Consider the following 15961-nt stretch of genomic DNA (forward strand, 5'->3'; position numbering starts at 1 on the left):
CGGCCGGGGCCGGAGGGCTCGTACCCCTCACCATCTACCCCGGAGTGCCGCGGGCGTATGCACGCTATCCGGCCCGGTTCCCGCACTACGCCGGGGAACGCAGTGCCGCGCCACCAACCTCCCGCACCATCGTGTCCGAGTTCCCCACCCGGCCGACGGGTCGGAAGCCGGCGCGCTCGTAGAGCCGGCGGGCTGCCGTGTTGCCGTCCTCGACGCTGAGGCTGACGGCGCGGTGACCGGCAGCACGCGCCTGGTCGAGGACCGCGTCGAGCAGGCCACCGCCCAGTCCGCGCCCGCGCTGCCCGGGCATGACCGCGAGCGTCAGCTCGGGGATGTCGGGGGCCACGAAACCGTAGCCCGGATCCTGCTGGGGCAGCAGACGCACCCACCCGGCTCCCACCGGGCGACCCGCCTCGAAGGCGACGGCACCGGTGTCCCCTGGCCGCCCGAATCCCTCGGCATAGTGCGCGATATGCGGCTCGGCCAGCTGCTCGGGGCGGGCCTGCTCACCGTCGCGCCAGGCGAAGGCCTCCCCGAGCGCACGCCACAGCAGGGGCTGATCATCACCGGTGAGCGGCCGCACCGTCGCAGTGGCCAGGTCGATCCAGTACTGCTCGTGGTCGGCGCGCACGTCCTCGAGCACGCCCCCTGCGGCGAGGATGGTGCGGCGGGAGCCGACGTTGTCGCTGTCGCAGGACACGAGGGCCCGGTCGGTGCCGTCGGCGGCCAGGCGATCCAGGGAGGCGCGCAGAATCGCGGTGGCGTACCCGCGGCGGCGATGGCGGGGGAGTACCGCATACCCCACGTGTCCGCCCACCTCCAGCAGAACCGGCGTGAGGGCGTACCGGATCGAGGTGCGGCCGACGACCTCGCCGTCCACCTCGGCGAGCAGGAATTCCGCCCGCACCCGGCCGGGCGGAAGGTCGGTGCCCGCAGCCTCGCGAGCGTACTGGTCCAGGGCACGGCCGACATCCCCGGCAGAACCGTCCAGGTTCGCGAGGGCGAAATCGAATTCCTCTGCGGCCAGCTCCGCGTGGGCGGCGCGGAGAGCGGACTCGTCGGCCGCCGTGGGTGGGCGCAGAGTGACAGCCGGAGCAGGGGAGAGGGCGCGGGAGATCTCGGCGAGCAGGCCGGGGGTGGGAGGCATAGGGGAAGGGTATGCGGGGTGGTATGGGGCGTGGGGTCGGAGGGGCGGGAGTGGTGGACCCCCTCGTCGCTCTGCACAGCCTCGAGTGCTACTCTCGCTGCGCTCGGTCGAGAAATCGGCCGGTTTCGTCGAGGCATGTTCGGAGTCTCTTACCGGGACTGGCATTTCTCAGCTCAGGGCTCACGCCCTCTTCGTAGATCGGCCCCGTGTTGGCGCGACTCATCCTCTCGCCCTCACGGGGCCGATTTCATCCCTCCCTGCGAAGGTCGGAACGGGCTGCACGTCGCGCGGGGCGTAGGCGGTGGAATCCCTTCCTGAGGGATCCGACATGCCCGGGGCGGGGTGCTGGAACGAAGACGCGGCGAGGTCGCCCGGATTTCCCAGTCGTCCTGCCAGGCCCGAGAAAGAGCAGCCGAGCCTGAGCATTCGGCCCCCGGCGCTCGACGCCCTGCTCTGCCACGTCAACGAGGAATGCGCCAAGGCCTGGGCCCACCTGGACTCATTGCGAGCTCTGAGCCGAGAAATGTCAGTCCCTGATAGGAGACTTCGACCATGCCTCGGCGTCACCGGTCGGTCCAGCGGCCGGGGGTGGGGGCGGCGCCCTGGGCTGCGCGGGACGCAGAGGGTGCCGGGCAAGGCATGAGGATGTCAGCCTGACGGTGCAGTGCAGCATGGCCACTGAGGCGATCGATCACGCCACGCAGGTGGCGGGCCTGGAGTGGCAGGGGCAGACCTTCGACGTCCAGGCCGATCCTGCCCTGGTGGCCGGAGCGGTCCAGGACGATGAGGAGCAGGACTGACCATGGCACTGCTGTTGACAGCCCGGTGGCCTGGCCACCAGTACTCGGGGCATGGCCCCGACGGCACTGCGGAGGTCATGCCCAGCTTCGCCCGGGTGTTCTCCGCCCTGGTGCACGCCGCGGCCACCGGGGCGGAATCCGCCACCACGCCGGGGGAGGGGCACCCCGACTTCCCGAATCTCCGGCCGGGCAGTGTCGATGCTCTGCGATGGCTGGAGGAGAATCCTCCCGTGGGAATGCATGTTCCCCGGTTCCCGGACCTGATCCCGGCGGAACGATCCCGCGGGAACATCGCCTATCGGAAAGAGGGGGTGTTCCTCAAAGAAGGGAAGTCCACCACCTACAAGGTGACCGCGCGGAAGCATGGGGAGTCGTCCTGGATCTCCTCCGCGCTGGGCTGGATCTGGGAAGACTCCGCACCCCCACAGATCCAGGCCCATCTGGATGCGCTCTGCGCGGATGTGAGCCACCTGGGAGAAGGGGACAGCCCGGCGGTGCTCGAAGTGTTCGAGACCGCCGCCAGGCCCTCCCCGCCCCCGCTCACCCACCATCTGCGCCGGGCGAGCTACTTCGACCCCGCTGGGCAGCCCACCCGGGTGCCCGTGCCGGGCCGACTCTCTGCCCTCGAACAGCAGTTCCGCGAAGCTCGGCCAGGCAAACCACCTACGGCGGCCGCGGACAAGCACACGGTCTCCACCCTTCCCGGCTCCGAACAGCCCACCGCCGACGGCCTCACCTCCCTGCGCCTGATCCCGGTTGACGCCCCTGAGGCGCAGGTCCCGTGGCCCCTCGCCGTCCTGCTGCCGGTGCAGAACGGTCCCACGGTGCCCCCGGAGAGCCGGGTGGATGTAGCCGTCCACCTGCACCGAGCCCTGATCGCCGCCGTGGGGCAGGACTGCCCGCCCAGCATCACCGGGCGCTACCCCGAGGGGGTGCAGCAGCCGGCGAACCGCGTGGCCCTGCACTGGATACCCGCCGGTGCCCCGGTATCCGCTGGCCAGGCCGGTGCGGCCCACCTGGTGGTGCTGGTCCCGGCAGAGATGGCAGAGGTGGAGCACGCGCAGCTGTTCGATGGCCTCTCCCGGATCCAGAGTTTGCGCACCCGCATCGGCCGCTTCGACCTGGGGCCGATGGAACTCGCCGACGGCGCATCCTTCTGGGCTCCGCCTGCCCCGGAACGGCACCGGGAATGGCGCACAGACCCCGCCGCGGTGCCGGAGCGGTGGTCACGGGGCACCGACCAGTTCGAGCTGTTCGCGCAGTCCGCGCAGTTCTCCTTCACCACGATGATGCGGGACCACCTGCGCGGCGGAACCGCCGCACCGGAACGCAGCGCGTGGCTCCAGCAGCACCGGGTCACCGTGCTGGAGGCCGAGCCGGTGCTCACGCTGGACCCCACCCGTTTCGTGCATCGCACCAACCGCCGGATGGCCGTCATGCCGTACACGGCTCGGCTGGACCTCGGCACCGCCCTCCCGGCCACGGCCGTTAGTGCCATCGGCCAGTCCCGCCACCTGGGCGGAGGGCTTCTGATCCCGATCGACCGTCCCCGCCCGCATGTGGAGGAAGCACCATGAGCACGCTCTCCCGGGAGGACTTTCCCTCCTTCTTCGCCGCCGTCAACCACGGCTCCCCGCCGTACGCGTGGCAGCGCGATCTGGTGGACCGCATCGCGGAAACCGGCTGGCCTGCACAGATCACCGCTCCCACCGGGGCGGGAAAGAGCGCGGTCATCGAAGCCCATGTGTTCAGTGTCGCGCTGGCGCGTGCGGAGGGCCGGTCGATCCCGCGTCGCCTCGCCCTGTGCGTATCCCGGCGCGCGATCGTGGACGCCCACGCCCGACGTGCCGTGGAGGTGAGCACGCTGCTGGAGACGTACGAACACCCCGCCGTGCAGGCCGTGGCGTCGCAGCTGGCTCTGCCCGGGACGCGTCCGCTCGGAGTGTCCGTTGTGCGCGGCGGGGAGGTGGTGGACACCGAGTGGCTGGATGACCCGGTGGGCTGTCACATCCTCTGCACCACCCCGGACATGATGGGCAGCAGGCTCCTCTTCCAGGGGTACCGTTCCACACGCTGGTCCCGTGCCCGCGCGGCGGGTCTGCTCGCCTATGACACGGTGGTCGCAGTCGATGAGGCGCACCTGAACCGCCAGCTCACCGCCACCGTGCGGCGGGTCGGCGAGCTGGCCAGCGCGTCTCCGCTGGCCCGATCCCTGCCGCCGCTGCAGGCGGTGGAAGTCACCGCCACCCCGGCGACCACGGCCGGGGACGCCCTCACTGTGGGCTCGGCACCGGAAGACCCCGCGCTGCAGCAGCGGCTCGATGCCACCAAACCCCTGCACCTGCAGTCTCTGGCAGCGTGGCCGCCCTCCGGCAACGCAGCCGCGCGGCGGCGGGCCCTGCGCCCCGTCGCGGAGCTCGCCGCGCAGATGCGCGAGGAGGTGCAGGGCACGGTGGGCGTCATCCTGAACTCGGTGGCCGACGCGCTCGCGATGACCGCTTTGCTCTCCGATTCGGGGCTGCGAACCGCCACTCTGGTGGGTCCCCTGCGGCCGGTGGATCGCACCCGGCTGGAGGCGGAATATCCCGGACTGCTTAGCCCGGAGGGTTCTGCGCAGGTGGATGTCCTCGTGGCCACGCAGACGGTCGAAGTGGGCGTGGACCTGGACCTGCACGGCCTGATCACGGACCTCGCCGCGGGATCCACCCTGGTGCAGCGGATCGGGCGGGTGAACCGTCGGGGTTTCTACGAGGCGGCGCCCGTGGTGGTGCTGTGCCCCGAGGAACCACCGGCCAAGGGCTGGGACTCCGTGCGCTCAGGGCCGTACGTCGGCACGGATCTGGAGGAGGCGCTGAACTGGCTGGAGGAGCGCGGCGAGGGTTTCGTGATGTCTCCCGCGCATCTGATGGCGGATCCCGCTCCCGTGCCCAGTCCTCGGCGGATGCTGTTCTCCCGGCTGGAACCGGCCGAGGCTGAGGTCCTCGCGAGCACCAGCGAGAGCCTGGTCGTCGAACCGGACCTGGCGCTCTGGCTCGCTGACGAACTCAGCGACGACGTGGCCGACGTGACCGTGGTGGGCCGGAACCTGCCCGTGGATGCGCCGCTCGCCATGGACATGGTGGCCGCGCTTCCCCCGCACTCCCACGAGATGTATCCGGTCTCTCCCGGCCGATGCCGGATGCTCCTCCGCCACCTGGCCGAGGCCCCTGCCCAGCTCTGGCGGGGAGGGGAGCAGCAGCGTGCGGTGACCGCAGCGGACGTGCTGGAGCAGTTGCGGCCCGGCGATGTGGTGGTCCTCGATGCACAGACCCGCGCGGCCCGGGCCGGAGCGCTCGTGGTGGATGACCCGGAGGCGGATCCGATCGGTGACGTGCTCTGCGATCCGCTGGGCTACCCGCAGGCAGTGGCGCCAGTGGTGCTGCTGCACTCCGAGGCGTCCGGCGGTGCCGACACCCACGCGGACCAGCCAGCGGTGGACGAGCTGCTGGACGTGGTGGGTCGAACGCTCGATGCCCACTCCGGGAGCGAGCCCGCGGACCTGGAGGATCCTGGAAGCCCCCTGAGCCTCGCCGTCACGGAGAGCCTGCTGGGGCGCGGACCCGCCGCTGCGCTGTGGGAGCAGGCCATGACCACGCCGCGGGCTGGATCCGAAGAGGACCCCGGCAACTGGACGCCCACCTGGGCGGCCTCCCCGGCCCGAACCGAGTCGGGAGCGGCGGCGTGGGCGGCGCTCACCTGGGTGGCCGGGGACACACTCAATGCCGAATCGCGCCAGGAACTGTCCGGGCGGGACGTGGAACTCGGGGCGCATCAGCGGGACGTGGCGGAGCGGGCCAGAGAGTTCGCCACCCGCGTGGGCCTGCCCGAACCTCTGCAGGAGGTGCTGCACGCCGCGGGCCTCCACCACGACGACGGCAAGCAGGCGGCAGAGTTCCAGGGTGTGCTGCGGAATCGACGGGTGAGCACCGAGGAGGCGCAGTCCGCGCCGTACCGGATGCTCGCGAAGAGCCGACGCGCGGCCTCCCGGTCTCGCGCCCGGAGGGCCCTGCAGACCCTCCCCCCGGGGTGGCGCCACGAACAGCTCTCGGCCCTGATCGCCTGGGATGAGGTGGACGGCCCGGAACCGGATCTGGTGCGCAGGCTCATCGGCACCTCGCATGGGCGCGGGCGTTCTACGTTCCCCCATGGTTCCGCGGACCTGGTGCGAGAGGACTTCGCCCACTTGGAGGAGCGGGCCGCGGAACTGTTCGACTCCGGCACCTGGGATGAGCTGATCGAGTCCACGCACGCCCGATGGGGTGTGTGGGGCTGCGCCTACCTCGAAGCGGTGCTTCGCGCCGCAGATACTTCCATCTCCAAGGAGGGACGATGAACACCACCACCCAGCCATTGCGGCTGGCCGGGGACATTGACGTGCTGCTCAGCCACATGGTGCTGTGGGGCTTGGCGGCGATCTGCGAGGACGCCGGAGAGCAGGGAGTGCGGGCCGGATGGTCCGATGACGCCGACCCGCGGCCGCTGCTGACCATGGGCGGTGACGCCGCGGACCGAGTGGCGGAGATCGTGCGTCAGCACGCTGCCCGGCACGCCGCAGAGGAATCGTGGCTGCACCAGAAGATCTCCGTGGCCGCGAACGGCTCCGGTGAGGTGGCCCTCGGTGCGCCGCGCACGGCCCCACCAGCCAATGAGGAGGTGTGGGGCCGCGTTGATGCCGCACACCGGGCGATGCTCGATGCGCTGCCCACCCGGCTCGATCAGCGGATGCAGCCTGGCCTGGGCTACCGGTCCTGGTGGGCCACGGACCGGACAGGAAAGGTGCGGGCCGATAAGGGGTGCAATGACTGGGAGATGCGCACCCGCAACCGCGGCTCCGATGTGGTGACGCACCGCCTCCTCCCGCTGGCGCAAGAAGTCTCCTCCTGGGAACCATCCCGGATCATGGGCGGGCTGCTGGGCGAGACGGTCGATGACAGGGTGGGGAAGAACGTTGCGGATTCCCGCTCCGGAACCGGGTTCGCACTGCCGGGGCCCGTAGACAACGCCAGGGCGTGGTGTGCGCTGTGGGGGTTGACCCTGGTCCCGGTGCTTCCCCAGGCAATCACCGGTGGCCGCAGTCCCGCCACGCTGTCTCGGGGGGACGTTCCGGGCGCTGCCCGTCGCCACCTGGTGATGTTCGCCTCCCCTCGGCTGCTCAGCGTGGCGCGGGCCCGCACTGTTCTGCGCAGCAGCCACCTGCCGAAGGCTGCGGTGCCGGAGGCGGAGGATGCCGCGGGGCGGGCGGAGGCTATCGCCTGGTGCCGCGCGCAGGGGGTCGAGGTGGTGCTGAGGTTCCCGGTGAACGTCACGGGAAGCGCCTCAGCACCGGAGCGGCAGGCTCTGCGCGGGGAGGCTGTGTCGCTATGAACACCGCGGTCACAGCTGGTGAGGTGCCGGTCGATTCAGTGCCGATCTCCCTGGTAGCCCACCATGCCTTCTGCCCGCGACGCGCCTGGTTGGAGGCGAGCGGGGAGAAGCTCCCGGTGGACTCCTTCGCGATGACCTCAGGAACGGTGGCGCACACCAGGGCGGACGACCCTCAGGCGAGCACTGCGGCCACGGTGCGCGCGATGGACGTGGTCAGCAGCCGGCACGGCTTCCACGGGCGCATCGATGTTGCCGAGGTACTCGAGGATTCCTCGATGCGGCTCATCGAGTACAAGGCGACTCCGGTGCGCAGACGCCCGGAGACCACGGAGCCGATGCGCCGCCAGCTCGCCTTGCAGAAGCTCGCGCTGGAGGAGATGGGGCACCGGGTGGTGGAGTGCGCGGTGCATTTCACCACCCACCACCGCCGTGTCCCCGTGGAGATCGACGAGGGGACGACCACGGCCGCTCTGGCGGACGTGGAGGCGACTCGTGCGGTGGCGGAAGGGAGCACCGCCCCGCCTCCGCTGGAGGATGATCCTCGCTGTGCCTCCTGCTCCCATGTGAGCCTGTGCCTGCCGGATGAACGCACTATGGCGGAGACGCCGCGGCGAATCTCGGTGCCGAACCCGGACAGCCAAGTGCTGCACCTGGCCACCTACGGGTCGCTGGCCACGGTGAAATCGGGCCGCGTAGTGGTCAAGCACCGTGGCGAGGTGACGGCCACGGTCCCGCTGGAGCGGGTGCAAGCAGTGGTGGTGCACGGCAACGTGGATCTCAGCGGCGGTCTCACCCGCGAGCTGATGTGGCGGAGACTGCCCATCCTGTGGTGCTCCAGCGGAGGGCGCCTGGTGGGCTGGGCGTCGAGCGCGGACCGGCCCAACGGGCCCGCCCGCGTGGAGCAGCATGTGGCCTCGAAGCGGGGTGATCTGCACCTGGCGCGGGCGTTCATCGGCGCGAAAGTGGGCAACCAGGCCACTTTGCTGCGGCGGCACGGCGATTCCGCGTCGGCCGTCGCGGCCTTGCGGCAGCTGGCGTCCGCAGCCGGTGAGGCCCAATCGGTGACGGAGCTGTTTGGCGTGGAGGGAACGGCCGCCCGCCTGTACTTCACGGAGTTCCCTACCATGCTGGCGCCCAGTGCCAGGGCATTCGGGGCCGAGTTCCCCGGCCGCGTGGGCCGGGGAGCAACGGATCCGCTGAACGTGCTGTTGAACTACACGTATGCGCTGCTCACCGGCGAGTGCGTGCGGGCGCTGCTGGCCTGCGGCCTGGATCCTCATGCAGGGTTCTTGCACAGTTCCGGGCGGAACAAGCCAGCGCTGGCACTGGACCTGATGGAGGAGTTCCGGGCACCGGTGGCGGATTCGGTGGTGCTGGGCGCCGTGAACAACGGCGAGATCAAACGCTCCGGGTTCGCTGATCTCGCTGGTGAGGTGCGGATCGGGGATGCCGCGCGGAAGGCGCTGATCGCCGCGTACGAGAGGCGGCTCACCACGGAGTTCACGCATCCCGTCTTCGGCTATCGGGTGACGTGGCGGCGCGCCATAGAGGTGCAGGCCAGGATGATCCTGGGGCTGCTTGATGGAACGCAGGAGAAGTACGTGGGAGTGCGGGTGCGATGAGGGCCGATGCGCACCGGTATCTGATCGCCTATGACGTTCCGGATGATCGGCGCCGCACCCGGGTGGCGCGCGCCCTGGAAGAGTTCGGAGACCGCGTCCAGTATTCCGTGTTCGTGGTCGACGGATCGCCGGGCAAGATGGTGAGACTCCGTGCCACCCTGAAGGGCGTGTTGAATGCTGAGACTGACTCGATCCTCATCTGCGATGTGGGCAGAGTTTCAGCGCTCACAGACGAAACGTTCTCGTTCCTGGGCAGGGAACGAGACATCACCGATCACACCGCCATCATCGTGTGAGTGCGAACCCTCTGTCGATCTGGCCTCACGCCTGGAGGGTTCGCGGACCAGCTGTGCAGGTCAGCGCTCAACTTGCTGTTTGATAACCGCATAGTGGAAACTGTCGTGCAGTTGCCCCCCGCAGCCCTCGCGCCGCACCGCGAACATGCAGGTAGGGATGGCCGTGGTGAGGCAGCTGTCTCGGCCCCTTCTCGGGGCCGACTTCGTAGAGGCATCCACATCGCCTGGTCGTACCACTCGGGCCCGATGGGTCTCGGCCCCTTCTCGGGGCCGACTTCGTAGAGGCAGGGGGTAGGACATGGCGATCGCGGTCCGCGCGTCCCCGTCTCGGCCCCTTCTCGGGGCCGACTTCGTAGAGGCCTCTCGCGCAGGCCCTCCGGGAGCCACATGAACGGGTCTCGGCCCCTTCTCGGGGCCGACTTCGTAGAGGCACCCCAAACCCCGGCACGTCGACCCGCGACACCTGTGTCTCGGCCCCTTCTCGGGGCCGACTTCGTAGAGGCGACAACACCGGCTCACCAGCAGGATTCACGCGCTGCGTCTCGGCCCCTTCTCGGGGCCGACTTCGTAGAGGCGTCAGGCAGGCTCATGATTAGTTCCTCGCTTGAGTCTCGGCCCCTTCTCGGGGCCGACTTCGTAGAGGCTCGATCACGAAGTCCACAGGCCGGATCTCCGTCACGTCTCGGCCCCTTCTCGGGGCCGACTTCGTAGAGGCCGCGAAGAAGCCCGTCAAGTTCGTGGTCGAGAACATGTCTCGGCCCCTTCTCGGGGCCGACTTCGTAGAGGCGTGAAGATCAGCCGGCGGCGCTCATCGCGCCACGGTCTCGGCCCCTTCTCGGGGCCGACTTCGTAGAGGCGGATCGTGCGGGTCTCCGCCATGGCATCCTCCCCTGAGTCTCGGCCCCTTCTCGGGGCCGACTTCGTAGAGGCCTGCCGGACGGGTGGCGCACCCCCGCCTGCTCCTGGGTCTCGGCCCCTTCTCGGGGCCGACTTCGTAGAGGCCCAGCATGTACGCAAGGGTCGCGCGGGTCTCCTCGTGTCTCGGCCCCTTCTCGGGGCCGACTTCGTAGGGGCCCGACCGGCGCACCCGTCAGCGAGCCTCGCTGCGCGTCTCGGCCCCTTCTCGGGGCCGACTTCGTAGAGGCGGAATCACGCAGGCAGGGCGCATCTACACCCTCCGCGTCTCGGCCCCTTCTCGGGGCCGACTTCGTAGAGGCCGATGCTCGGATCATGACTGCGGATGCGGGTGGGGTCTCGGCCCCTTCTCGGGGCCGACTTCGTAGAGGCTTCTTCCCGACCTTCTGGGCAGGCAAGTGATTGCCCGTCTCGGCCCCTTCTCGGGGCCGACTTCGTAGAGGCCACCCGCACCTCCAAGGGCTGCGAGGATGATCGTGACGTCTCGGCCCCTTCTCGGGGCCGACTTCGTAGAGGCCGCTGCGACGGAGAGCTTCGAGGACCTCGATGCGACGTCTCGGCCCCTTCTCGGGGCCGACTTCGTAGAGGCGCCGAAGATGAGGACGGCGGGCTCACATGGGTCAGCGGTCTCGGCCCCTTCTCGGGGCCGACTTCGTAGAGGCTTCCTGATCGTCGCGGACATCGTCCAGTGGGCTCGGTCTCGGCCCCTTCTCGGGGCCGACTTCGTAGAGGCGCCCCGGCGCCCTGGTCGTCTGGCAGGGCTCCGAGGTCTCGGCCCCTTCTCGGGGCCGACTTCGTAGAGGCCCGGGATCCCGGTCGAGATACATGTTCCGCGCCAGTCTCGGCCCCTTCTCGGGGCCGACTTCGTAGAGGCCAGCGCCCTGACCATGGGCACCCCCTGTCCTGTTTGGTCTCGGCCCCTTCTCGGGGCCGACTTCGTAGAGGCCTGGTCTGCACAGTTTTGGAAGGCGACGGCTGAGGTCTCGGCCCCTTCTCGGGGCCGACTTCGTAGAGGCAAGATCGCCGTCACGCGACGCCGCGATGATCGCGGCAGTCTCGGCCCCTTCTCGGGGCCGACTTCGTAGAGGCTCGCCGAGGGCGGGAGCGACAATCGCGGTGATGACAGTCTCGGCCCCTTCTCGGGGCCGACTTCGTAGAGGCGCGACCTACGGGCGCTCCACCAAGCGCGACAGCGACGTCTCGGCCCCTTCTCGGGGCCGACTTCGTAGAGGCTAGTCCATGTCAGGCAGGAACGAACAAACGAAGGGTCTCGGCCCCTTCTCGGGGCCGACTTCGTAGAGGCTGCCCCGCTGGGCGTGGCGAGTTCGCGTGCTCCCGTCTCGGCCCCTTCTCGGGGCCGACTTCGTAGAGGCCCTAGCGAGATGGAGGCGGCGCTGGACAACCTCGGTCTCGGCCCCTTCTCGGGGCCGACTTCGTAGAGGCCTGAACACTCGCGTCGTGGAGCGCTTCGAGCCGGGGTCTCGGCCCCTTCTCGGGGCCGACTTCGTAGAGGCCTGCGGATGAATGCGACTGAGGTTGCGGCGGCGTAGTCTCGGCTCCTTCTCGGGGCCGACTTCGTAGAGGCGTGAAGCTCGGGGCACGGGTCCGGTACGCCCCTCGGTCTCGGCTCCTTCTCGGAGCCGACTTCGTAGAGGCCGGATCGGTGAGATATGGATGGTGCCGGAGTCCGGTCTCGGCTCCTTCTCGGGGCCGACTTCGTAGAGGCGCGCGCCGACGCGAGCCAAGCACCGAGCCTGCCGTCTCGGCTCCTTCTCGGGGCCGGCTTCGTAGAGGCCACCTTCGTGAGCAGCGCTAACCGCATGGCGATGGCAGTCTCGGCTCCTTCTCGGGGCCGACTTCGTAGAGGCTGGTTCGGATCCTGGTTGCCCTGGACGCGATGTGCGGCGTCTCGGCCCCTTCTCGGGGCCGACTTCGTAGAGGCCCCGGTAGCGGCATCTACGAGTCGCCTGACTGCGGTCTCGGCCCCCTCTCGGGGCCGACTTCGTAGAGGCGGCGGCGGCACTCTCGCCAAGGATCTGCGCCTGCCCCGTCTCGGCCCCTTCTCGGGGCTGACTTCGTAGAGGCAAAACGCGGTTGCGGATCGCCGATCCGGAGCACCTAGGCCCGCTTGCTTGCCCGGCTTCCCCCGCTACTTACCTCGGAGTACCGCGGGTGCGAGTCCGCTATGCGGCCTGAGACCCGCACTACGCCGGGGTAAGTGGTGGAGGCAGTGCGCGAAGCGTCCGCAGCATGTGCCCCAAGGCCCTGGCCCGTCCGCTGAGGCCCAGCTCCTCACGCCGGTGGGATCCTCCAACTCCCTCCCGCCCGGCGCACCTCTCCGCTCATGCCCAGCACAGTGGCGCAGTCCTCAAGGCTGAGTTCGAGGTGGATCGCGGTGGCATGCAGCGCCTCGAGCGCGCCGGCTCCGTCGCTGCGGCACTCCTCATAATGCCGACGGATCTGTTCCTCCGCCGCGCCCTGCCCCACGCTCACCTGCGGCGGGAACAGCCGCATCACCGCGAGCGCCGCCTCCCCGTTCTCAGCGCTCGAGGCCGCACACCCGGCTTCGTCGACGCACACCCAGGCCCCGGCGTCCGCGGCAGGCAGCACGGTGGAGATGACGCAGCAGTCCGTGGAGACGCCGACGACGGTGATCCGCTGGTCATCACCCAGCGCGGCCTCCAGTTGCGGGCCCCACTTGCCGAAGGTCGGCTCGTCGATCGTGGGGTGGACGCTGAGTTCCCGCGCCCCGTCCACCAGCTCGTACAGCGGGTCATCGGCGGGCACATCGGCGAAGGGCCACTCATCGAAGTACGCGCCCCAGGATGAGTCCCGGTCCGCGGTGGGCAGCCAACGGGTTAGCAGCGTGCGCTCGGGGCCGAACTGGTCGGCGAGCTCGCGGATCCGCGCCCACGCGCCCGGCCAGAACGGCGAGGCCCACTCCGAGGCGGGATCGGCGAAGATCCGCTGTGCGTCGATAATGACGAGCCAGCCGGGATCTTCCGCTGCCCCGATCAGCTCGACGTGCGCCGAGTCCGCAGCCCCGTCGGCCGTCATGTCACCGCACCTCCGCCGTGGCTGCGTACTGCCCCTGCTCCTGCCGGCGGATCGTGCCGCGCCGCGCCACCAGGGTGACCAGGAAGCTCAGCACCAGCGCCACCAGCACGCCCAGGTTCGACCAGGCCCAGTCGCCCTCCTTGCCGCCGAGCGGCCCCAGCAGATAGCCCTGCCAGTTGTTCCACGCCGCCTCCTCGGCGAAGCCGTTGACCACCAGACCCCAGCCGATCACCGAGGCCACCGCCATCGTCAGGATCGAGGTCCAGTCCGCCGAGCCGTAGCGGCCGGAGGCATCGAACAGCGCCGCCTCGTCATAGTCGCGCTTGCGCGTGAGGATGTCGGCGATGAGGATTCCGGCCCAGGATGCGAGCGGCACGCCCAGGGTGATGAGGAAGGACTGGAACGGCCCCAGGAAGTCGGTGGAGAAGAACACCACGAAGATCGTGCCGGCCGTGAGGATCATCCCGTCGATCGCGGCGGCGGCCGGGCGCGGGATGTCGATGCCCAGGCTCAGCAGGGTCAGGCCCGAGGAGTAGATGCCCAGCACCGCGCCGGAGACCAGCGCCAGCAGCGCCGTCAGCCAGAACGGGATCAGCACCCAGATCGGCAGCAGCGTCGCGAGCGCGCCGATCGGGTCCGCGCCCACCGCGTCCATCAGCTCCGGATCCGAGCCGGCCAGCAGCAGACCGAAGATCACCAGGATCACCGGGGCCACCGCCCCGCCCACCGTGTTCCACAGGACGATCGCGCCATCGGACGCCGTGCGCTTCTGGTACCGCGACCAGTCCGCCGCAATGTTGATCCAGCCCAGCCCGAATCCGGTCATCACCATCACCAGTGCGCCGATCACCGCCTGCGACGAGCCGTGCGGGATTGCCATCACCGCGTCCAAGTCCACGTGCGGCAGGGTCAGCACGATGTACAGGATCGTCACCAGGCCCGTGACCCAGGTGAGGATCGACTGCATCTTCATGATCGTGTGATAGCCCGCGACCGACGCCGCGACGATCAGCGCCGCCACGAACACCGTGGCCACCACCAGCACCAGCGTTCCGCTGGGCAGGCCCATCGCGGAGAACACGGTGGCGGTGGCCAGCACCGCCATGATCGCCAGGAACGTCTCCCAGCCGATCGAGGTCAGCCACGACACGATGCCCGGCACCTTCTGCCCATGCACCCCGAACGCTGCGCGCGAGAGCACCATGGTGGGCGTGCTGCCGCGCTTGCCGGCAATCGCGATCAGTCCGCACAGGAGGAACGAGACCGTGATGCCGATCGCCGCGACGATCGTGGCCTGGATGAAGGAGATCCCGAAGCCCAGCACAAAGGAGCCGTAGCTCATGCCGAACACGGACACGTTCGCCGCGAACCACGGCCAGAACAGATCGCGCGGACGCGCTGTGCGCTCCGATTCGGCGATCACCTCGATGCCGGTGTGCTCGATGACGCCGCTGCTGCGCGACTCGGTGGTGGGGGAGGGGGATGACATGGACGCTCCAGAGGGAACGGGTCGGCCGGGCCGACGGGGCGGGGGCAGGGATGGGCAGAAGTCTCCCACGACCCAGCGCACGGCGCGGCCAGGGCCGACGCACAGCGCGTCGCCCTCGCCACCCAGCACCTCCAGCTCCCCGCGCAGCACCCTCACCTCTCCTCCGCGCAGACGCGTCCTCACCTCTCCTCCGCGCAGACGGCGACGTTTTTGTGGGAATGAGTGCCGGATTCCCACGACAACGTAGCCGTCTTGGCAGAAATGGGCGCCGGGAGAGGGCCGACGGGGAGTGTCCGGTTCAGCCTGTGGTCTGTGCTGGTCCAGTGCGGACCGGGCTCGTAGCCTCGGCCCATGGATCCCGCCGACGTCACCCCCGTGCCCTAGCGCTACCTGCACGGATACAGCTCTCCAGTGCTCACCAGCCACCGCGAGCGCACAGCGGCGAACTCTGCCGGGCATCTGCTGCCGCACCTGCGCCCGGGCCTCGAGCTACTGGATGTGGGCAGCGGCGCCGGCACCATCGCCGCGGATCTCGCACGCATCGTCGGCCCCGAGCACCTCACGGCGATCGAGGTCAGTGAGGAGGCTGCGGCGATCACCCGCGCGGAACTCGGCCGCCAGGGCGTCGCCGGATCGCGCGTCGTGGTGGGGGACGCCCGTGCTCTGCCCTTCGCGGACGCTACGCTCGATGTGGTCCATGTCCACCAGGTCCTCCAGCACATCCCGGAGCCGGTGCAGGCGCTGCGGGAGATCCGACGGGTGCTGCACCCCGGCGGGCTTGCCGCGGTGCGCGAGAGCGATTACGAGGGGTTCCGCTGGTGGCCCGACAGCCCCGGCCTGGACCGCTGGCGCGAGCTGTACCTCAAGGCTGCGCGGGCCGGCGGCGGCACCCCCGATGCGGGCAGGCGCCTGCTCACCTGGGCGCGGGAGGCAGGGTTCGGTGAGGTCACCCCGAGCTCCTCGACCACGCTGTATGCCACGGCCGAGGGGCGGGCCGCCTGGGGTGGCGCCTGGGCGGGACGCGTGCTCGCCCCGCCGCTGGCCACCACACTGCGTGAACTCGACCTGACGGACCAGCCCCAGCTCGAAGAGCTTTCCTGTGCCTGGACCGCCTGGTCTGAGGAGTCCGATGGGTGGTTCTCGCTCCTGCACGGTGAGATCCTGGCCCGGTACTAGCCAGTCGTTGGCCCACCCCTACGATCTAGGTGAAAGCTGAACTACCTCGGGAGGAT

The 15961-nt window shown here is 69.8% G+C and carries 10 protein-coding genes and 1 CRISPR repeat array; of the genes, 7 read left to right on the forward strand and 3 right to left on the reverse strand.

Annotation, left to right across the window (positions count from 1 at the left end; all coding sequences use genetic code 11):
* Nucleotides 1-85 precede the first annotated feature (85 nt).
* A complete protein-coding gene (locus CJ197_RS15525; RefSeq protein ID WP_233190653.1) occupies nt 86-1147 on the reverse strand; it encodes a GNAT family N-acetyltransferase in 1062 nt (353 codons plus the stop codon).
* Between the two features lie 671 nt (nt 1148-1818).
* Between CJ197_RS15525 and CJ197_RS15755 the strand changes: the two genes are divergently transcribed.
* Genes CJ197_RS15755 through cas2 form a run of 6 tightly spaced genes read left to right on the forward strand, consistent with a single transcriptional unit; the run spans nt 1819 to nt 9268 of the window.
* Nucleotides 1819-1947 (forward strand): hypothetical protein, encoded by a 129-nt coding sequence (locus CJ197_RS15755; protein ID WP_255407871.1) that lies wholly within the window; start codon nt 1819-1821, stop codon nt 1945-1947.
* Nucleotides 1948-1949: 2 nt separating this feature from the next.
* Nucleotides 1950-3524 (forward strand): type I-U CRISPR-associated protein Csb2, encoded by a 1575-nt coding sequence (gene csb2 / locus CJ197_RS05300; RefSeq protein WP_102235701.1) that lies wholly within the window; start codon nt 1950-1952, stop codon nt 3522-3524.
* Nucleotides 3521-6319 (forward strand): type I-U CRISPR-associated helicase/endonuclease Cas3, encoded by a 2799-nt coding sequence (gene cas3u, locus CJ197_RS05305; protein ID WP_102235702.1) that lies wholly within the window; start codon nt 3521-3523, stop codon nt 6317-6319. Before csb2 ends, cas3u begins: the two co-directional genes overlap by 4 nt.
* A complete protein-coding gene (locus CJ197_RS05310; RefSeq protein ID WP_102235703.1) occupies nt 6316-7350 on the forward strand; it encodes a hypothetical protein in 1035 nt (344 codons plus the stop codon). Before cas3u ends, CJ197_RS05310 begins: the two co-directional genes overlap by 4 nt.
* On the forward strand, nt 7347-8972 hold the full coding sequence (cas1, locus tag CJ197_RS05315; protein ID WP_199173878.1) for a CRISPR-associated endonuclease Cas1: 1626 nt from the start codon (nt 7347-7349) through the stop codon (nt 8970-8972). The genes CJ197_RS05310 and cas1 overlap by 4 nt, the downstream gene beginning before the upstream one ends.
* The gene (gene cas2 / locus CJ197_RS05320) at nt 8969-9268 is read left to right on the forward strand and encodes a CRISPR-associated endonuclease Cas2 (RefSeq protein ID WP_102235704.1); all 300 of its coding nucleotides are present in this window, start codon (nt 8969-8971) and stop codon (nt 9266-9268) included. The genes cas1 and cas2 overlap by 4 nt, the downstream gene beginning before the upstream one ends.
* Before the next feature lie 177 nt (nt 9269-9445).
* Nucleotides 9446-12268: a CRISPR direct-repeat array (repeat unit 36 nt; unit sequence GTCTCGGCCCCTTCTCGGGGCCGACTTCGTAGAGGC).
* Nucleotides 12269-12475: 207 nt separating this feature from the next.
* Here the strand turns inward: cas2 and CJ197_RS05325 are convergent.
* The gene (locus tag CJ197_RS05325; RefSeq protein WP_102235705.1) at nt 12476-13240 is read right to left on the reverse strand and encodes a cysteine hydrolase family protein; all 765 of its coding nucleotides are present in this window, start codon (nt 13238-13240) and stop codon (nt 12476-12478) included.
* A 1-nt stretch (nt 13241) separates the two neighbouring features.
* Nucleotides 13242-14729, reverse strand: a complete 1488-nt coding sequence (locus tag CJ197_RS05330) for a cytosine permease (RefSeq protein WP_102235706.1) — start codon at nt 14727-14729, stop codon at nt 13242-13244.
* A 411-nt stretch (nt 14730-15140) separates the two neighbouring features.
* Between CJ197_RS05330 and CJ197_RS05335 the strand changes: the two genes are divergently transcribed.
* Nucleotides 15141-15905 (forward strand): methyltransferase domain-containing protein, encoded by a 765-nt coding sequence (locus tag CJ197_RS05335; RefSeq protein WP_233190654.1) that lies wholly within the window; start codon nt 15141-15143, stop codon nt 15903-15905.
* The last annotated feature ends 56 nt before the right edge of the window (nt 15906-15961 follow it).

It is taken from the genome of Brachybacterium sp. UMB0905 (assembly GCF_002871795.1).
In the GTDB taxonomy this organism is placed as follows: Bacteria; Actinomycetota; Actinomycetes; order Actinomycetales; family Dermabacteraceae; genus Brachybacterium.